This window comes from Embleya sp. NBC_00888 (assembly GCF_045207655.1).
GTDB lineage: Bacteria > Actinomycetota > Actinomycetes > Streptomycetales > Streptomycetaceae > Embleya.
In genome coordinates this window covers 5,163,854-5,181,914 of the sequence record NZ_CP108784.1, presented here as the reverse complement: position 1 = coordinate 5,181,914, position 18,061 = coordinate 5,163,854, and the positions used below count along the sequence as shown (strand labels likewise).

Annotated in this window: 14 protein-coding genes and 3 tRNA genes; 2 read left to right on the top strand and 15 right to left on the bottom strand. The window is 68.4% G+C overall.

Annotated elements, in window-relative coordinates:
* Nucleotides 1-138 precede the first annotated feature (138 nt).
* From OG948_RS22120 to OG948_RS22080, 9 genes are all read right to left on the bottom strand, one after another.
* Complete coding sequence (locus OG948_RS22120) at nucleotides 139-4,014, bottom strand: DNA-directed RNA polymerase subunit beta' (RefSeq protein ID WP_391585398.1); 3,876 nt, start codon at nucleotides 4,012-4,014, stop codon at nucleotides 139-141.
* Nucleotides 4,015-4,152: 138 nt separating this feature from the next.
* Nucleotides 4,153-7,632 (bottom strand): DNA-directed RNA polymerase subunit beta, encoded by a 3,480-nt coding sequence (rpoB, locus tag OG948_RS22115; RefSeq protein ID WP_406298187.1) that lies wholly within the window; start codon nucleotides 7,630-7,632, stop codon nucleotides 4,153-4,155.
* A gap of 670 nt (nucleotides 7,633-8,302) precedes the next feature.
* The gene (gene rplL / locus OG948_RS22110) at nucleotides 8,303-8,683 is read right to left on the bottom strand and encodes a 50S ribosomal protein L7/L12 (protein ID WP_406298186.1); all 381 of its coding nucleotides are present in this window, start codon (nucleotides 8,681-8,683) and stop codon (nucleotides 8,303-8,305) included.
* 93 nt (nucleotides 8,684-8,776) lie between these two features.
* Nucleotides 8,777-9,340, bottom strand: coding sequence for a 50S ribosomal protein L10 (gene rplJ, locus OG948_RS22105; RefSeq protein ID WP_406298185.1), 564 nt, complete (start codon nucleotides 9,338-9,340; stop codon nucleotides 8,777-8,779).
* Nucleotides 9,341-9,800: 460 nt separating this feature from the next.
* Nucleotides 9,801-10,517: a 50S ribosomal protein L1 gene (rplA, locus tag OG948_RS22100; RefSeq protein ID WP_020549249.1), complete on the bottom strand. Its 717-nt coding sequence runs from the start codon at nucleotides 10,515-10,517 to the stop codon at nucleotides 9,801-9,803.
* A 130-nt stretch (nucleotides 10,518-10,647) separates the two neighbouring features.
* Nucleotides 10,648-11,082, bottom strand: a complete 435-nt coding sequence (gene rplK, locus OG948_RS22095) for a 50S ribosomal protein L11 (protein ID WP_020549250.1) — start codon at nucleotides 11,080-11,082, stop codon at nucleotides 10,648-10,650.
* A 173-nt stretch (nucleotides 11,083-11,255) separates the two neighbouring features.
* Complete coding sequence (nusG, locus tag OG948_RS22090) at nucleotides 11,256-12,104, bottom strand: transcription termination/antitermination protein NusG (protein WP_406298184.1); 849 nt, start codon at nucleotides 12,102-12,104, stop codon at nucleotides 11,256-11,258.
* 65 nt (nucleotides 12,105-12,169) lie between these two features.
* On the bottom strand, nucleotides 12,170-12,496 hold the full coding sequence (gene secE / locus OG948_RS22085) for a preprotein translocase subunit SecE (RefSeq protein WP_079026295.1): 327 nt from the start codon (nucleotides 12,494-12,496) through the stop codon (nucleotides 12,170-12,172).
* 119 nt (nucleotides 12,497-12,615) lie between these two features.
* Nucleotides 12,616-12,688, bottom strand: a tRNA-Trp gene (locus tag OG948_RS22080).
* A gap of 205 nt (nucleotides 12,689-12,893) precedes the next feature.
* Between OG948_RS22080 and OG948_RS22075 the strand changes: the two genes are divergently transcribed.
* Together OG948_RS22075 and OG948_RS22070 are read left to right on the top strand one after the other, a co-directional pair.
* Entirely contained in the window at nucleotides 12,894-14,135 is a 1,242-nt protein-coding gene (locus tag OG948_RS22075) for a pyridoxal phosphate-dependent aminotransferase (protein ID WP_406298183.1), read from the top strand.
* 188 nt (nucleotides 14,136-14,323) lie between these two features.
* On the top strand, nucleotides 14,324-15,397 hold the full coding sequence (locus tag OG948_RS22070; protein ID WP_395871706.1) for an adenosine deaminase: 1,074 nt from the start codon (nucleotides 14,324-14,326) through the stop codon (nucleotides 15,395-15,397).
* Nucleotides 15,398-15,433: 36 nt separating this feature from the next.
* On the opposite strand, the gene OG948_RS22065 is transcribed toward OG948_RS22070, so the two are convergent.
* The 6 genes from OG948_RS22065 to OG948_RS22040 form a co-directional block, all read right to left on the bottom strand.
* Complete coding sequence (locus OG948_RS22065) at nucleotides 15,434-16,486, bottom strand: UDP-N-acetylmuramate dehydrogenase (RefSeq protein WP_406298182.1); 1,053 nt, start codon at nucleotides 16,484-16,486, stop codon at nucleotides 15,434-15,436.
* 35 nt (nucleotides 16,487-16,521) lie between these two features.
* Entirely contained in the window at nucleotides 16,522-16,950 is a 429-nt protein-coding gene (locus OG948_RS22060; RefSeq protein WP_402238270.1) for a MaoC family dehydratase, read from the bottom strand.
* Nucleotides 16,951-16,952: 2 nt separating this feature from the next.
* Complete coding sequence (locus tag OG948_RS22055; RefSeq protein WP_395871712.1) at nucleotides 16,953-17,408, bottom strand: MaoC family dehydratase N-terminal domain-containing protein; 456 nt, start codon at nucleotides 17,406-17,408, stop codon at nucleotides 16,953-16,955.
* 160 nt (nucleotides 17,409-17,568) lie between these two features.
* On the bottom strand, nucleotides 17,569-17,733 hold the full coding sequence (gene rpmG, locus OG948_RS22050; RefSeq protein WP_004571794.1) for a 50S ribosomal protein L33: 165 nt from the start codon (nucleotides 17,731-17,733) through the stop codon (nucleotides 17,569-17,571).
* Nucleotides 17,734-17,809: 76 nt separating this feature from the next.
* Nucleotides 17,810-17,885 (bottom strand) — tRNA-Met (locus OG948_RS22045).
* A 45-nt stretch (nucleotides 17,886-17,930) separates the two neighbouring features.
* Nucleotides 17,931-18,003, bottom strand: a tRNA-Thr gene (locus tag OG948_RS22040).
* Between the last annotated feature and the right edge of the window lie 58 nt (nucleotides 18,004-18,061).

Below are 18,061 nucleotides of genomic sequence, written 5' to 3'. Positions count from 1 at the left end.
CCGGGGTGGGACGGCGCGTTGTGCAGCATCGTCGCACCGATCGGAGCCGGCATGGAGGCCTGCGGACAACCCGGGTCCGCGCACGCGACAGGGCCGCCACCCCGAAAGGTGACGGCCCTGTTCCCGGCTGTGGGCAAATCAGCCCTGGTAGCCGCCGAAGTCGTACTCCTCCAGCGGGACGGCCTGGCCGGAGCCCGAACCGAACGCGGAGTAGTCGGCCTCGTCGTACCCGGACATCGAGTACATCGCGGCCTTGGCCTCTTCGGTGGGCTCGACCCGGATGTTGCGGTAGCGGGGCATGCCCGTACCGGCCGGGATGAGCTTGCCGAGGATCACGTTCTCCTTCAGGCCGAGCAGCGGGTCCGACTTGGCGTGGATCGCCGCGTCGGTCAGCACTCGGGTGGTCTCCTGGAAGGAGGCCGCCGACAGCCACGACTCGGTGGCCAGCGACGCCTTCGTGATGCCCATGAGCTGCGGACGACCCGAGGCCGGGTGCCCGCTCTCCGACATCACCCGACGGTTCTCGGTCTCGAACCGGCCGCGCTCGACGAGCTCGCCCGGAAGCAGCTCGGCGTCGCCCGACTCGATGATCGTCACGCGGCGGAGCATCTGCCGAATGATGATCTCGATGTGCTTGTCGTGGATCGACACACCCTGCGAGCGGTAGACCTGCTGGACCTCCGCCACGAGGTGGATCTGCACCGCGCGCTGGCCGAGGATGCGCAGCACGTCGTGCGGGTTGACCGCGCCGACGAGCATCTTCTGACCGACGTCGACGTGGTCGCCCTCGTCGACCAGCAGGCGCGAGCGCTTGCTGACCGCGTACGCCAGTTCCTCGGAACCGTCGTCCGGGACCACCACGACCTTGCGGGTCTTCTCGGTGTCCTCGATGCGCACCCGACCGGCCGCCTCGCTGATCGGGGCGACACCCTTGGGGGTGCGCGCCTCGAAGAGCTCGACGACACGCGGCAGACCCTGCGTGATGTCGTCACCCGCCACACCACCGGTGTGGAAGGTACGCATCGTGAGCTGGGTGCCGGGCTCACCGATCGACTGGGCGGCGATGATGCCGACCGCCTCGCCGATGTCCACGAGCTTGCCGGTCGCCAGCGAGCGGCCGTAGCACATGGCGCACGTACCGACCTTGGACTCGCAGGTCAGCACCGAACGCGTCTTCACCGACTCGACGCCTTCGGCGACGAGGTGGTTGATGATCACGTCGCCGAGGTCGGCGTTGGCCGGGGCCAGCACCTTGCCGTCGACGACGACGTCCTCGGCCAGGTTGCGGGCGTACACGCTGGTCTCGACGTCGTCGTCCTTGCGGAGCACGCCGTCGGCACCGCGGGTGGCGATCGACAGGACCAAGCCGCGGTCGGTGCCGCAGTCCTCCTCGCGCACGATCACGTCCTGCGAGACGTCCACCAGACGACGGGTCAGGTAACCCGAGTCGGCGGTACGCAGCGCGGTGTCGGCCAGACCCTTACGGGCACCGTGCGTCGAGATGAAGTACTCGAGGACGGACAGACCCTCACGGAAGGACGCCTTGATGGGACGAGGGATCGTCTCGTTCTTGGCGTTCGACACCAGACCACGCATACCCGCGATCTGACGCATCTGCATCATGTTTCCGCGAGCACCCGAGTCGACCATCATGAAGATGGGGTTCGTCTTGGGGAAGTTCAGGTTCATCGCCTCGGCAACCTCGTTGGTCGCCTTGGTCCAGATCTGAATCTGCTCCTGCTGACGCTCGTCCTTGGTGATCAGGCCGCGCTCGTACTGCTTCTGGACCTTCTCGGCCTGGGCCTCGAAGCGCTCCAGGATCTCCTTCTTCGCCGGCGGCACGACGACGTCGGAGATCGAGACGGTGACACCGGAACGGGTGGCCCAGTGGAAGCCGGCCTCCTTCAGGTTGTCCAGCGTCGCCGCCACGACCACCTTCGGGTACCGCTCCGCCAGGTCGTTCACGATGATCGACAGCGTCTTCTTGCCGATCTCCTCGTCGACGAACGGGTAGTCCGCCGGCAGGAGCTCGTTGAACAACGCGCGACCGAGCGAGGTGCGCACGCGCAGCGGCGAACCCGGCTCCCAGCCCTCGGGCGCGACCCAGCCGCGCGACGGGACGGTGCCCGCCGGCAGTCGCAGCTCGATCTTCGCCTGCAGGTCGAGCTCACGGGCGTCGAACGCCATGATCGCCTCGGCCGTGGACGCGAACACGCGTCCGTCGCCCTTGGTGTTCTCCCGCTCGGAGGTCAGGAAGAACAGGCCCAGCACCATGTCCTGGGTCGGCATGGTGACGGGACGACCGTCGGCCGGCTTCAGGATGTTGTTGCTCGAGAGCATCAGGATGCGGGCCTCGGCCTGCGCCTCCGCGGACAGCGGCAGGTGCACGGCCATCTGGTCACCGTCGAAGTCCGCGTTGAACGCGGTGCACACGAGCGGGTGAATCTGGATGGCCTTGCCCTCGACGAGCTGCGGCTCGAACGCCTGGATGCCCAGACGGTGCAGCGTCGGTGCGCGGTTGAGCAGCACCGGGTGCTCGGCGATGACCTCTTCGAGCACGTCCCACACCACGGGGCGGGCGCGCTCGACCATGCGCTTGGCCGACTTGATGTTCTGCGCGTGGTTGAGGTCCACCAGGCGCTTCATCACGAACGGCTTGAACAGCTCGAGCGCCATGGCCTTCGGCAGACCGCACTGGTGCAGCTTGAGCTGCGGGCCGACGACGATGACCGAACGCGCGGAGTAGTCCACGCGCTTGCCGAGCAGGTTCTGGCGGAAACGACCCTGCTTGCCCTTGAGCATGTCGGACAGCGACTTGAGCGGCCGGTTGCCCGGGCCGGTCACCGGACGACCGCGGCGGCCGTTGTCGAACAGCGCGTCGACGGCCTCCTGGAGCATCCGCTTCTCGTTGTTCACGATGATCTCGGGGGCGCCGAGGTCGAGCAGACGCTTCAACCGGTTGTTGCGGTTGATCACGCGGCGGTACAGGTCGTTCAGGTCGGAGGTCGCGAAGCGGCCACCGTCCAGCTGCACCATCGGACGCAGGTCCGGCGGGATCACCGGGACGCAGTCCAGGACCATGCCGTTGGGGCTGTTCCGGGTCTGCTGGAACGCGGAGACGACCTTGAGGCGCTTGAGCGCGCGGGTCTTCTTCTGGCCCTTGCCGGTGCGGATGATCTCGCGCAGCTTCTCGGCCTCGGCGTCGAGGTCGAACGACTCCAGCCGACGCTGGAGCGCCTGCGCGCCCATGCCGCCCATGAAGTACGTGCCGAACCGGTCCCGCATCTCGCGGAACAGGATCTCGTCGCCCTCGAGGTCCTGGACCTTGAGGTTCTTGAACCGGGTCCAGACGTCGTCGAGACGGTCGAGCTCGCGCTGGTTGCGGTCGCGCAGCTGCTTCATCTCGCGCTCGGCGCCTTCGCGCACCTTGCGGCGGACGTCGGACTTGGCGCCCTCGGCCTCCAGCTCGGCGAGGTCGGTCTCGAGCTTCTTCTGGCGCTCTTCGACGCTGGCGTCGCGACGCTGCTCGATCTGCTGCCGCTCGACCGAGATCTTGGCGTCGAGGGACGGCAGGTCGCGCTGGCGACGCTCGTCGTCGACGTACGTGATCATGTACGCCGCGAAGTAGATGACCTTCTCGAGGTCCTTCGGGGCGAGGTCGAGCAGGTAGCCGAGGCGGCTGGGCACGCCCTTGAAGTACCAGATGTGCGTGACCGGCGCGGCGAGCTCGATGTGGCCCATGCGCTCACGACGCACCTTGGCGCGAGTGACCTCGACGCCGCAGCGCTCACAAATGATGCCCTTGAAGCGGACGCGCTTGTACTTGCCGCAGTAGCACTCCCAGTCCCGGGTCGGACCGAAGATCTTCTCGCAGAAGAGCCCGTCCTTTTCCGGCTTCAGGGTGCGGTAGTTGATGGTCTCGGGCTTCTTGACTTCACCGTGCGACCACTGGCGGATGTCGTCTGCGGTAGCGAGGCCGATACGCAGCTCGTCGAAGAAGTTGACGTCGAGCACTGTTTCGTCAATCCCTCTTTCGGGGTTTGGTCCCGGCGGTCACGGCGGGGGCTGTGCCGTGATCACCAGTGTGTGTCTTCATCAGGACTGGGGTCGAAATCCCGGGGCCGGCCTCACGGCCGGACCCGGGAGGGAGCCTCAGACCTCTTCGACGCTGCTCGGCTCGCGCCGCGACAGGTCGATACCAAGCTCCTCCGCAGCGCGGAAGACGTCCTCGTCGGTGTCGCGCATCTCGATCGACATACCGTCGCTGGAGAGGACCTCCACGTTGAGGCAGAGCGACTGCATCTCCTTGATGAGCACCTTGAAGGACTCGGGGATGCCCGGCTCCGGGATGTTCTCGCCCTTGACGATCGCCTCGTACACCTTCACGCGGCCGAGGACGTCGTCGGACTTGATGGTCAGCAGTTCCTGGAGGGCGTAGGCGGCACCGTATGCCTCGAGTGCCCACACCTCCATCTCACCGAAGCGCTGGCCACCGAACTGGGCCTTACCACCCAGCGGCTGCTGGGTGATCATCGAGTAGGGACCGGTCGACCGGGCGTGCAGCTTGTCGTCGACCAGGTGGTGCAGCTTGAGGATGTACATGTACCCGACCGAGACCGGGTGCGGGAACGGCTCGCCGGAGCGGCCGTCGTACATCTTCGCCTTGCCGGTGCCGTCGATCAGACGGACGCCGTCGCGGGTCTTGTTGGTCGAGTCGAGGAGACCGGTGATCTCCTCCTCGCGCGCACCGTCGAAGACCGGGGTGGCGACGTTGGTGCCGGGGGCACCCTGGTCGGCCGCGATCGCCCGGAGGCGACCCTTCCAGTCCTCGTCGTCGCCCTCGACGCTCCAGCCGGTCTTGGCGATCCAGCCGAGGTGCGTCTCCAGGACCTGACCCGGGTTCATTCGGGACGGGACACCGAGCGGGTTGAGGATGATGTCGACCGGGGTGCCGTCCTCCAGGAACGGCATGTCCTCGACCGGCAGGATCTTCGAGATGACGCCCTTGTTGCCGTGGCGACCGGCGAGCTTGTCACCGTCGGTGATCTTGCGCTTCTGCGCGACGTAGACGCGAACGAGCTGGTTCACGCCCGGCGGCAGCTCGTCGCCGGCCTCGCGGTCGAACACGCGGACGCCGATGACCTTGCCCGACTCGCCGTGCGGGACCTTGAGCGAGGTGTCGCGCACCTCGCGCGCCTTCTCGCCGAAGATCGCGCGGAGCAGGCGCTCCTCCGGGGTCAGCTCGGTCTCGCCCTTGGGCGTGACCTTGCCGACCAGGATGTCGCCGGGGACGACGTCGGCGCCGATCCGGATGATGCCGCGCTCGTCCAGGTCCGCGAGGACCTCCTCGGAGACGTTCGGGATGTCCCGGGTGATCTCCTCCGGGCCGAGCTTGGTGTCCCGGGCGTCGACCTCGTGCTCCTCGATGTGGATCGAGGAGAGGACGTCGTCCTGCACCAGACGCTGCGACAGGATGATCGCGTCTTCGTAGTTGTGGCCCTCCCACGGCATGAACGCCACGAGCAGGTTCTTGCCGAGGGCCATTTCGCCCTCTTCGGTGCACGGACCGTCGGCCAGCACCTGGCCGGCCTCGACCCGCGCGCCCTCGTCGACGACGACCTTCTGGTTGAAGGACGTGCCCTGGTTCGAGCGCATGAACTTCTGCACGCGGTACGTGGTGTACGTCGCGTCGTCGTTCATCACGGTGATGTAGTCGGCCGAGACGTCCTGGACCACGCCCGGCTTCTCGGCGGTGATCACGTCGGCGGCGTCGACCGCGGCGCGGTACTCCATGCCGGTGCCCACCAGCGGGGACTCCGCCTTCAGCAGCGGCACGGCCTGGCGCATCATGTTCGAGCCCATCAACGCGCGGTTCGCGTCGTCGTGCTCGAGGAACGGGATCATCGCGGTCGCGACCGACACCATCTGGCGCGGCGAGACGTCCATGTAGTCGACTTCGTCGCCGGGGATGTAGTCGATCTCGCCGCCGCGGCGACGCACGAGCACACGGGCCTCGGCGAACGAGTCGTCCTCGTTCAGCGGCGCGTTCGCCTGGGCGATGACGAAGCGGTCTTCCTCGTCCGCGGTCAGGTAGTCGATGCCGTCGGTGACCCGGCCCTCGATCACCTTGCGGTACGGGGTCTCCACGAAACCGAACGCGTTGACCCGACCGTAGGACGCGAGCGAGCCGATCAGACCGATGTTCGGGCCTTCGGGGGTCTCGATCGGGCACATCCGGCCGTAGTGCGACGGGTGCACGTCACGGACCTCGAAGCCGGCCCGCTCACGGGAGAGACCACCGGGGCCCAGCGCGGACAGACGACGCTTGTGGGTCAGGCCCGACAGCGGGTTCGTCTGGTCCATGAACTGGGACAACTGGCTGGTGCCGAAGAACTCCTTGATGGAGGCGACGACCGGCCGGATGTTGATCAGGGTCTGCGGCGTGATCGCCTCGACGTCCTGGGTGGTCATCCGCTCGCGGACGACGCGCTCCATCCGGGCCAGGCCGGTGCGCACCTGGTTCTGGATGAGCTCGCCGACGTTGCGCAGGCGACGGTTGCCGAAGTGGTCGATGTCGTCGACCTCGACCACGATCTCCTGGCCGGACGCGCCGGCCATGTCGACCTCACCGGCGTGCAGCTTGACCAGGTACTTGATGGTCGCGATGACGTCTTCGACGGTCATGACGCCGGCGTCCAACGCCTGCTCGACCCCGAGCTTCTTGTTCACCTTGTAGCGGCCGACCTTGGCGAGGTCGTAGCGCTTCGGGTTGAAGTAGAGGTTCTCGAGCAGGGTCTGCGCGGCCTCGCGGGTCGGCGGCTCCCCCGGACGCAGCTTGCGGTAGATGTCCAGCAGCGCGTCGTCCTGGCCCTGGGTGTGGTCCTTCTCCAGGGTCTGCCGCATCGACTCGTACTGGCCGAACTCCTCGAGGATCTGGGAGTCGGTCCAGCCGAGCGCCTTGAGCAGCACGGTGACGCTCTGCTTGCGCTTGCGGTCGATGCGGACACCGACGGTGTCGCGCTTGTCGATCTCCAGCTCGAGCCAGGCACCACGCGAGGGGATCACCTTCGCGCTGAAGATGTCCTTGTCGGACGTCTTGTCGACCTGGCTGTCGAAGTAGACACCCGGGGAACGAACGAGCTGGGACACCACGACACGCTCGGTGCCGTTGATGATGAAGGTGCCCTTGTTCGTCATGAGCGGGAAGTCGCCCATGAAGACCGTCTGGCTCTTGATCTCGCCGGTCTCGTTGTTGGTGAACTCGGCCGTGACGAACAGCGGCGCCGAGTAGGTGAAGTCGCGCTCCTTGCACTCCTCGATGGAGTTCTTCGGAGGCTCGAACCGGTGGTCCCGGAACGTCAGGGACATCGACCCGGAGAAGTCCTCGATCGGAGAGATCTCTTCGAAGATCTCTTCGAGGCCGGACTTGGTGGGCACATCCTGTCCGCCCGCGAGGGCGGCCTCGACCCGTGCCTTCCACGCACTGTTGCCGAGCAGCCAGTCGAAGCTCTCGGTCTGCAACGCGAGAAGGTTCGGAACCTCCAGGGGTTCCCTGATCTTGGCGAAGGAGATGCGGAGCGGGGCAGTGGCGGCGCCGGGGTTGGTAGCGGAGGCGGTGCGCGAGGCGGCCAAGAGGGGTCCTTCCGAGGGCTCGGACTCACTATGCGCATACAAGACGGCCCGGGTTCATACACCGGGAGAAGTCAATAGGCAGCGCAAAGGGTCAGTGTAGCCACAAGGCACACCGCTGTCCAGCCCCTACGAAGGGCCGGTCCACAACCCGGATTCAGAAACCATCCGGCAACCGTGCTTCAGGGGTGCGTCCGAAGAATTGCGCGCCCCGAACCGTTCGTCAAGGGGTTGCTTTCCCCCTCAGAGCCGACGGAACCCTTCCGCGGACCGAGAAAACCGGACGGAGGTCCCGATCCCGCGGCCTGCGACGAGAGTCTCGTCACAGTGGCCGACCGCGCTCGCGAGGAGCCTCGGGAAGCCTGGAAAACACGGTAGACCGGCGGTCCGACAACGACCGGATCCGGCGCTCGGAAGTCGCCGCGCGCGCCGTGGCGCGCGCCCTCGCCGAGGCACGACGGGCCTGGTACGAGGGGGTCCCACGGGTGCCGAGGGTGTTGGGAGTATCACCCTTTCGAGCGAGGCCGACAGGGGTATCCCCACCCTCGCGCGGCCCGCCGCGGCGCTCGACCGACGCCCGCGAGGCGCCCCCGGAGAGCCCCGGAAAAGCCCGAAGGCGACCGCCCTGACGGACGATCGCCTTCGGTGATGCCACCCGGTGGGCGGCGTCGAATTACTTGACCTCGACCGAGGCGCCGGCGCCTTCGAGGGCGGCCTTCGCCTTCTCGGCGGCCTCCTTCGAGACCTTCTCCAGGAGCGCCTTGGGGGCGGAGTCCACGAGGTCCTTGGCCTCCTTCAGACCGAGGCTCGTGAGCGCGCGCACCTCCTTGATGACCTGGATCTTCTTGTCGCCGGCACCCGTGAGGATGACGTCGAACTCGTCCTGCTCCTCGGGGGCGTCGGCGACGACGCCGGAGGCACCCTGGATCGCGACGGCGGCCGGGGCGGCAGCCTTGACGTCGAAGGTCTCCTCGAACAGCTTCACGAAGTCCGAGAGCTGGATGAGGGGCATGGCCTTGAACTCTTCGATGAGCTCTTCGTGGGTGAGCGCCATGATCGGCGGTCCTTCCTGATCAATTCGGCTGGTGCCGGGTGGTGTGGATGGGCGGGGGCGCTGCCCCCGGCGACGTCGGTCGCGACTGCCGAACTACTCGGCGGTCTCGGCCTCGGCGGCGGGAGCCGGCTCGCCGGCACCGCCCTGCTCGAGCTTCGCCCGAAGCGCGTCCGCAGTGCGGACGAACTCCGTGAGCGGGGCCTGGAAGGTCGCCGCGGCCTTGGCCATGGATCCCTTCATGGCGCCCGCCAGCTTGGAGAGCAGCACCTCGCGGGACTCGAGGTCCGCGAGCTTCTTGATCTCGTCGGCGCTGAGCGCCTTGCCCTCAAGGACGCCGCCCTTGATGACGAGAAGGGGGTTCGCCTTGGCGAAGTCACGCAGGCTCTTCGCGGCCTCCACGGGGTCACCCGTGACGAACGCGATCGCGGACGGGCCCTCGAGGAGGTCGTCGAGCTGATCGATGCCCGCCTCGTTGGCGGCGATCTTGGTCAGCGTGTTCTTCACCACGGCGTACTGCGCGTTCTCACCGAGCGAACGACGCAGCTCCTTGAGCTGCGCGACGGTGAGCCCGCGGTACTCGGTCAGCACTGCGGCGTTCGAGTCACGGAACTGCTCCGTGAGCTCGGCGACCGCGGCCGCCTTGTCGGGCCTCGCCATAGGGCTGGCCTCCTTCCGCGATGCGATTGCCGATCGACCGTGGCGGTCGATCGTGTGCCGGATGAATACGCCGGTCCGCAGGGCGGAAGGGGTCCACATACGAAAAACGCCCCGGCGCAGGCGCACGGGGCGTACATCCTCGAATCACGCGCCATGCGCGTGCCTCGAGGGCAACGTCTCACGTTCACACCTGCGCAGGTCGTCCGCGATGCGGAACCTTCGTTTGCCGACCCTGCCTTACGGCACGACGACAACGACCGACGGTCTTTGGCTTGGACTCAAGGTACGCGACGGCACTCGTTCGGAGCAAATCGGTTGCCGGCGGGTGGGCGACGACGGTTCTGCCGGCGGGTTTTCGGCCCGTCCTCGGTGCCCGCGCCCCGGTCTGCCGGGCGCGGGCGGACGCGCCGAGGCCCGGCACACCGTGTGGTGTGCCGGGCCTCGTTCGCGTGCGGGGCGGTCAGACCGCCTCTTCCTCCACCAGGAGGTTGCGGGTGCGGTTGGGGTCGACCTGGATGCCGGGGCCCATCGTGGTCGAGACGCCGACCTTCTTGATGTAGCGACCCTTGGCGGCCGACGGCTTCGCGCGGAGCACCTCTTCGAGGGCGGCGGCGTAGTTCTCGACGAGCTGGGTGTCGTCGAACGTCGTCTTGCCGATGATGAAGTGCAGGTTCGAGTGCTTGTCGACGCGGAACTCGATCTTGCCGCCCTTGATCTCGTTCACGGCCTTCGCCACGTCGGGCGTGACCGTGCCGGTCTTCGGGTTGGGCATGAGGCCACGCGGGCCGAGCACGCGGCCCAGGCGGCCGACCTTGCCCATCAGGTCCGGGGTGGCGACGACGGCGTCGAAGTCGAGCCGACCCTTGGCGACCTCGTCGATGAGCTCGTCGGAACCGACGATGTCGGCGCCGGCGGCCTTGGCAGCCTCGGCACGGTCACCGGTCGCGAAGACCAGGACCCGGGCGGTCTTGCCGGTGCCGTGCGGGAGGATGACGGTGCTGCGGACCATCTGGTCGGCCTTGCGCGGGTCGACGCCCAGACGCATGGCCACCTCGACGGTGCCCGCGAACTTGGTGGGCGAGGTCTCCTTGGCCAGACGAACGGCCTCGAGGGGCGAGTAGAGCCGCTCGTGGTCGATCTTGGTGTCGGCCTCGCGGTAGGACTTGCTGCGCTTCACTGAAAGCTCCTGGAATTCTGAAAGGAGTTGTGGTGGGAGCGGGTCGCGCGGACCCTTCCACTCCGCGGGGCCGTGGGCTGTCGCGCACGTCCTCGCGTCGATTCCGGTACTGCCTGACTGCGGGGCTGGATCAGCCCTCGACCGTGATGCCCATCGAACGCGCGGTGCCGGAGATGATCTTCTCGGCGGCGTCGATGTCGTTGGCGTTCAGGTCGGCCATCTTGGTCTGCGCGATGCCGCGGATCTGCTCGCGGGTGACCTTGGCGACCTTGGTCTTGTGCGGCTCGCCCGAGCCCTTCTCGACACCGGCGGCCTTGAGGATCAGGCGCGCGGCCGGCGGCGTCTTCGTCACGAAGGTGAAGGAACGGTCTTCGTAGACCGAGATCTCCACCGGGACGATGTCGCCACGCTGCGACTCGGTCGCGGCGTTGTAGGCCTTGCAGAACTCCATGATGTTGACGCCGTGCTGACCCAGCGCGGGGCCGACCGGCGGGGCCGGCGTGGCTGCGCCGGCCTTGATCTGCAGCTTGATGATCGCTGACAGCTTCTTCTTCTTGGGAGGCATTTTTTTCCGGGTCCTTCGACGAGATGTACGTCCCGATCACCACGCGGAGCGCGGACGTGTTCGGGCCCGCCACGCGGTGCGGCGCCCCCTCAACGATAACCACCGTTGTGAGGGCGCCTTGTCCACCACCCGGATGCGACCCCGGCGAAACGGGGTCCCACCTGGGGGAAGTATCAGTTCTTCTGGATCTGGTTGAACGAGAGCTCGACCGGCGTCTCGCGCCCGAAGATCTCCACCAGACCCTTGACCTTCTGCGAATCGGCGTTGATCTCGTTGATCGTCGCCTGCAGCGTCGCGAAGGGACCGTCGATGACGGTGACCGAGTCGCCGACCTCGAAGTCGAGCACCTTGACCTCGGTCGTGCTCTTGGCACCGCTGCCGCCGCCGGTCGCCTTCTCCTCCTCGGGGGCGAGGATCTTGACGACCTCGTCGAGGGTGAGCGGGAAGGGCTCGTGCGCGTTGCCGACGAAGCCGGTGACACCGGGGGTGTTCCGGACGGCGCCCCACGACTCGTTCGTCAGGTCCATCCGGACCAGCACGTAGCCGGGGAACTTGTTGCGCTTGACGGTCTTGCGCTGGCCGTTCTTGATCTCGACGACCTCTTCCTGCGGCACCTCGACCTGGAAGATGTAGTCCTCCATGTTGAGCGAGGTGGTGCGGGACTCGAGGTTGGCCTTCACGCGGTTCTCGTAGCCGGCGTACGAGTGGATGACGTACCACTCGCCCGGGGCGCGACGGAGCGCTTCCTTGAAGTCCTCGACCGGGTCGCCCTCGGGGGCGTCCTCGAGCTCGGCGTCGTCCTCGGCCTCGGCGGCCTCGTCGTCGTCATCGAACTCTTCGTCGTCCACGCCCTCGGCGTCGTCCTCGGTGGCCTCGGCGTCTTCCACTTCGTCATCGGTGGAGACGGCCGGGGCCTCGGCCGCGTCCTCGAGGGCGTCCTCGAGAGCAGCGGCCTCCGCCTGCTCCGACAGGGCCGCCGTCTCGTCGGCGGAGTTGTCGGCGGACAGGTTCGGGTCAGACACGTTGGGTGCTTCTTCCTGGCTGGGGGTCGAACGGTCGTTGCAGGCGCGCTGCGCAAGGATGGGGCTCAGCCGAAGATGGCGAGCGCTGCCTTCGCGAAGCCGAGGTCGAGTCCGTAGACGATTCCGATGATCATCAGACAGAACACGATGACCACCGTGGTGTACGTGCTCAGCTCGTTGCGGGTCGGCCAAACGACCTTGCGCAGCTCGGCGATGATTTGCCGGTAGAAGAGAGCCGCCCGCGCGAACAGGTTTTTCTTCTTCTGCTCCGGCTTGCCCGAAGAGCCCTTCGGGCGGTTCGCCCGGCGACCGCCGGGGGGCTCGTCGTCGGAGCCGCGGCCATCAGAGCTGCTGTGCTCAGGCGTAGCCGTGGAGCCGTGGGCCTCCGTCAACTCGTCCTCACCTGATCCGGTCCGACCGTGGATCACCGACGGGGTTGTCGGCGCCGACAGTTTGCGCTGACTGCGTGCGAGTCACGGTCGATCCGGGGATCGACCGCGGTCGCACATCGCAGGGCACGAGGGACTTGAACCCCCAACCCCCGGTTTTGGAGACCGGTGCTCTGCCAATTGAGCTAGTGCCCTTCACGTGGTCATCAACCTAGCGGAGTCGCCGACCCGAGAACACGAAATTTTCGGGCGCGGCAGCACGCAGGTTGGGACCGCCAAGCGTCGAGTGTACGGGGTCGAGTGCGTCAGGTCGAACCCGTGCCGTGCGGGCCGGCCGTCGGGCGCCGCCGGCCCGTTTTCCGCGTGCCCCCGGTGGGACGGGAATGGCACCATGCCGGGCATGACGGCTCCCACCTCCAGTTCCCCGTCCGTACCCGCGTCCGAGCGTCGGATCTCCGCCCTCGTCGGCGCCATCGCCGAGTCCGCGACGCTCGCGGTCGACGCCAAGGCCAAGGCGCTCAAGGCGGCCGGTCGCCCCGTGGTCGGCTTCGGCGCCGGCGAGCCGGACTTCCCGACGCCCGACTACATCGTGGACGCGGCGGTCGCGGCGTGCCGCGAGCCCGGATTCCACCGGTACACCCCGGCCGGCGGGCTGCCGGAGTTGAAGGCCGCGATCGTCGCCAAGACGCTGCGCGACTCGGGCCTGGCGGTGGAGCCGGACCGGGTGCTCGTCACCAACGGCGGCAAGCAGGCCATCCACGAGGCGTTCGCCGCCATCCTGGACCCGGGCGACGAGGTGCTGGTGCCCGCGCCGTACTGGACCACCTACCCGGAGTCGATCAAGCTCGCGGGCGGGGTCCCGGTGGACGTGGTCGCCGACGAGACCACCGGCTATCTGGTGTCCGTCGAGCAGTTGGAGGCGGCGCGCACCGAGCGCACCAAGGTGCTGGTGTTCGTCTCGCCGTCGAACCCGACCGGCGCGGTGTACTCGCGGGCGCAGACCGAGGCGATCGGGCGCTGGGCGGTCGAGCACGGGCTGTGGGTGCTGACCGACGAGATCTACGAACACCTGGTCTACGACGACACCGAGTTCGTCTCGATGCCGGTGGTGGTGCCGGAGCTGGCGGACCGCTGCGTGATCGTCAACGGGGTCGCCAAGACCTACGCGATGACCGGCTGGCGGGTCGGCTGGGTGATCGGTCCCCGGGACGTGATCAAGGCCGCGACGAACCTCCAGTCGCACGCCACCTCGAACGTGTGCAACGTGGCACAGGCCGCCGCGCTCGCCGCGCTGACCGGCGACCTGACCGCGGTGGACACGATGAAGGTGGCATTCGACCGCCGCCGGCGCACGATCGTGCGGATGCTGAACGAGATCCCGGGCGTGCGGTGCCCCGAGCCCAAGGGCGCCTTCTACGTGTATCCGTCGGTCAAGGGGCTGCTGGGCCGAACGATCCGCGGCGCCCGCCCGAGCAGCTCGGCCGAGTTGGCGAACCTGATCCTGGACGAGGTCGAGGTGGCCGTGGTGTCGGGCGAGGCCTTCGGCACCCCGGGCTATCTGCGGTTGTCCTACGCGCTCGGCGACGACGACCTGGTCGAGGGCGTCGGGCGGATCGCGCGGCTGCTGGCCGAGGCCGAGTAGGCGTCCGCGTACCGGGGCCGTCGCACGGGAGGCCGGGCGGCGGCCCTTTCCCGGCGGTCCCGGGTGCGGGCGGACGAGGGTGGACGCGGGGGCGTTCACGCGCCGGTCCCCGAAGTTTCCGCTCTCCTTCAGGGGGATCATCCGCGGTACCCCTCACGTGGGCGGGGCCGGTGGTCCATGATCTGTGGATGGATCGTCCCGCACGCGATGTCCGCACCCTCCCGAAGGCTCATCTCCACCTGCACTTCACGGGATCCATGCGGTCGGAAACCCTGTTGGAACTGGCGGATCTGCACGGAGTGCGGCTGCCCGACTCGCTGACCTCGGGTCGACCACCACGATTGCGGGCCACCGACGAGCGGGGCTGGTTCCGGTTCCAGCGGCTGTACGACATCGCCCGCTCGTGTGTGCGAACCGCGGACGACATGCATCGGCTGGTCCGCGAGGCGGCCGAGGACGACCGGGCCGAGGGGTCGGGCTGGTTGGAGATCCAGGTGGATCCGACGTCGTACGCGCCTCGTCTGGGCGGACTGACGCCCGCGGTGGAGATCGTGCTGGACGCGGTGGAGGCCGCCCGCGCGGCGACCGGGATCGGGATCGCCGTGGTGATCGCGGCCAATCGCACCAAGCACCAGCTGGAGGCGCGCACGCTGGCCCGGCTCGCCGCGCAGTACACCGATCGCGGCGTGGTCGGGTTCGGGTTGTCCAACGACGAGCGGCGGGGCCGTGCGCCCGCGTTCGAGCGGGCCTTCGAGATCGCCCGGCACGCCGGGTTGTTCGCGAACCCGCACGGTGGCGAGTTGGACGGGCCGCGCAGCATTCGCGAATGCGTGGACGTGTTGGGCGCGCGCCGGCTCGGGCACGGGATCCGGGTGGTGGAGGATCCCGAGCTGATGGCGCTGCTGGCGCGGCGGCGGATCGTGTGCGAGGTGTGCCCGGCCTCCAACGTCGCGCTCGGCGTCTACGACAAGGTCTCGGACGTGCCGCTGCGGAGGCTGTTCGAGGCGGGGGTGCCGATCGCGCTGGGGGCCGACGATCCGTTGTTGTTCGGGTCCCGGTTGGCCGCGCAGTACGAGCTGGCCCGGGACGAACACGGGTTCACCGACCCGGAGTTGGCCGAACTGGCCCGGCAGTCGATCCTCGGGTCGGTGGCGCCGGCGCAGGTGCAGCGGGCGTTGCTGGACGGGGTGGACGGGTGGCTGGCGGCACCGGGTGCCGCGCCCGCGCCGGATCTGGTTCCGGCCCGGCCGCCGGTCGGCTGAGCCGGCGGGGGCGCGGGTTCCGAGCGGCCCGAGCGGTCAGAGCTTGGCGTTGATCAGGACCGGTTCGTTGATCAGGGTGACGCCGAACGTCGCGTGCACACCGTCCCGGACCTCGCGTGCCAGGCTGAGCAGATCCTCGGTGCTGGCCCGGCCCCGGTTGGTCAGGGCCAGGGTGTGCTTGGTGGAGATCCGCGCCCGGCCCTGCCCGTAGCCCTTGGGGAAGCCGGCGCGTTCGATCAGCCAGGCCGCCGAGGTCTTGACGTGGTCGGCGCCGGACGGGTAGCGCGGCGGGGTGACGTCGGGGCCCAGGTGCCGCGCGGCCCGCGCGGTCAGGTCGGCGAAGGCGTCGTGGGTCAGGATCGGGTTGGTGAAGAACGAACCCGCGCTCCAGGTGTCGTGGTCGGCCGGGTCCAGCACCATGCCCTTGCCGCGCCGCAGGCCGAGCACCGCGGCGCGGGCGGCCTCGACCGGGACCCGCTCACCGGGCTCGACGCCGAGCGTGCGAGCCAGTTCGGCGTACCGGATCGGCGCCGAGCGGCCCGCGTCGTCGCGCAGTCGAAAGCGCACCCGCAGCACCACGTAGCGGTCGTCGCCCTTGAACACGCTGTGCCGGTAGGTGAAGCCGCACTCGGCGGCGGTCAGCGTGCGCGGGGCGCGCTCGGTGCGGTCGTAGACCTCGACCGAGGCGATGGTCTCGGCGACCTCCTGGCCGTACGCGCCGACGTTCTGCACCGGGGTCGCGCCGGCGCTGCCCGGGATGCCCGCGAGGCATTCGATGCCGGACAGGCCCGCGGCGACGGCGGCGGTGACCACGTCGTCCCACGGTACGCCGGCCTCGACGCTCACGTCGGTGCCGTCGACGCGGAGTCCGGTGGTGGCGATCCGCAGCACGTCGCCCGGGAAGCCGTCGTCGCCGACGACCAGGTTGCTGCCGCCGCCGAGCACGAGCAACGGGATGCCCTGCTCGTCGGCGGCGCGCACGGTCGCCAGTACCGCGTCGGTGGTCGTGGCCGTGTGGAGCCGACGAGCCGGACCGCCGAGGCGGAGGGTGGTCAGGGAGGCGAGAGGCGCGTCGGTTTCAGGCTGCACCGTTGGATTCTCGCATCACCCGACCGGGGCGGGGCTCAGGCCAGCTGCACGATGGCCCGGGGCACGCCCAGGACCTTGGCGCCGGCGGCGGTGACCAGCAGGTCCACCCGGGCCCGGCGGTCGTCCAGGAGCACCGCGACCTTGCCGCTGACCTCGATGGTCGCGCCGTCGACGGTGTCGGGGACCACGACCGGCTTGGTGAAGCGCACACCGAACTCGATCAGCGCGCCCGGGTCGCCGAGCCAGTCGGTGACCACGCGCGCGGCCTCGGCCATGGTGAACATCCCGTGCGCGATGACGTCGGGCAGGCCGACCTCGCCGGCGAAGCGGCCGTTCCAGTGGATCGGGTTGAAGTCGCCGGAGGCGCCCGCGTAGCGGACCAGGGTCTCGCGGGTGACCGGGAAGCTGCGCGCGGGCAGTTCGGTGCCGACCTCGACGTCGTCGAAGGAGATCTTGGCGGTCATGATCAGGCCTCCGAGTCGGCGGCCCGGGCCACCAGGGACGAGAGCGCGGTGACGATGTGCTCGCCCTCCACCGTGGTCACCTCGGCGCGCGTGGTGAGGATGTCGTTGCCCGCGAGGGACTTGATGTTGTCCACGGTGGTCACCACGGTCAGTCGGTCGCCCGCGCGAACCGGCCGCGTGTAGGTGAACTTCTGGTCGCCGTGCACGACGCGCGAGTAGTCCAGGCCCAGTTCGGGGTCGTACACCACCTGGTCGGCCGCGCGCATGGTGACCACGATCGCGAACGTCGGCGGCGCGATCACGTCCGGGTGGCCGAGCGCCTTGGCCGCCTCGGGGTCGTTGTACGCGGGATCGGGGTCACCGATCGCCGCGGCGAACTCGCGGATCTTCTCCCGACCCACCTCGTACGGCTCGGTGGGCGGATACGTCCGTCCGATGAACTTCGCGTCCAGCGGCATGAAGCGGGTCTCCCTGATGGATGGGCTGGCTGATGGATGGCGGACCGTTGCATCGCGGGCCGGCGGAGGCGGGCCGGCGCGGGCGACGTTGCGGAGAATACGACAACGAGGCCACCCCCCTTGCGGGGAGTGGCCTCGTCGGTGTCGTGGTGCGAACCGCCTAGCGGGTTTCGCGGTGCGCGGTGTGCGCGTTGCAGCGAGGGCAGTGCTTCTTCATCTCAAGACGGTCCGGGTCGTTACGCCGGTTCTTCTTGGTGATGTAGTTCCGCTCCTTGCACTCCACGCAGGCCAGCGTGATCTTCGGGCGGACGTCGGTGGCAGCCACTGGAGTGCCTTCCTTGCGGTCAGGGGTGAATACAGCAAAAGCAGCCGATGCGGAGTCTCCCCCGAATCGGCTCGCTTGGTAGCGGCGACCGGACTTGAACCGGTGACACAGCGATTATGAGCCGCTTGCTCTACCGTCTGAGCTACGCCGCCTCAACGAGGCCCCCGCCTGTTCCCAAGCGGGGATCCCATCGTCTGAGCCCCAATACGGAATCGAACCGTAGACCTTCTCCTTACCATGGAGACGCTCTACCGACTGAGCTATTGGGGCGAGCAGGAAAACCATACACGCTGCCCGTCACCGATCGGAAATCGATTGGCGCAACGCC

Coding starts and splice junctions, on each gene's coding strand:
- OG948_RS22055 (WP_395871712.1), bottom strand. CDS start 17,408: ATGCCGCTGGACGCGAAGTTCATCGGACGGACGTATCCGCCCACCGAG.
- rplK (WP_020549250.1), bottom strand. CDS start 11,082: ATGCCTCCCAAGAAGAAGAAGCTGTCAGCGATCATCAAGCTGCAGATC.
- OG948_RS22075 (WP_406298183.1), top strand. CDS start 12,894: ATGACGGCTCCCACCTCCAGTTCCCCGTCCGTACCCGCGTCCGAGCGT.
- rplL (WP_406298186.1), bottom strand. CDS start 8,683: ATGGCGCTCACCCACGAAGAGCTCATCGAAGAGTTCAAGGCCATGCCC.
- OG948_RS22060 (WP_402238270.1), bottom strand. CDS start 16,950: ATGACCGCCAAGATCTCCTTCGACGACGTCGAGGTCGGCACCGAACTG.
- rplJ (WP_406298185.1), bottom strand. CDS start 9,340: ATGGCGAGGCCCGACAAGGCGGCCGCGGTCGCCGAGCTCACGGAGCAG.
- OG948_RS22070 (WP_395871706.1), top strand. CDS start 14,324: ATGGATCGTCCCGCACGCGATGTCCGCACCCTCCCGAAGGCTCATCTC.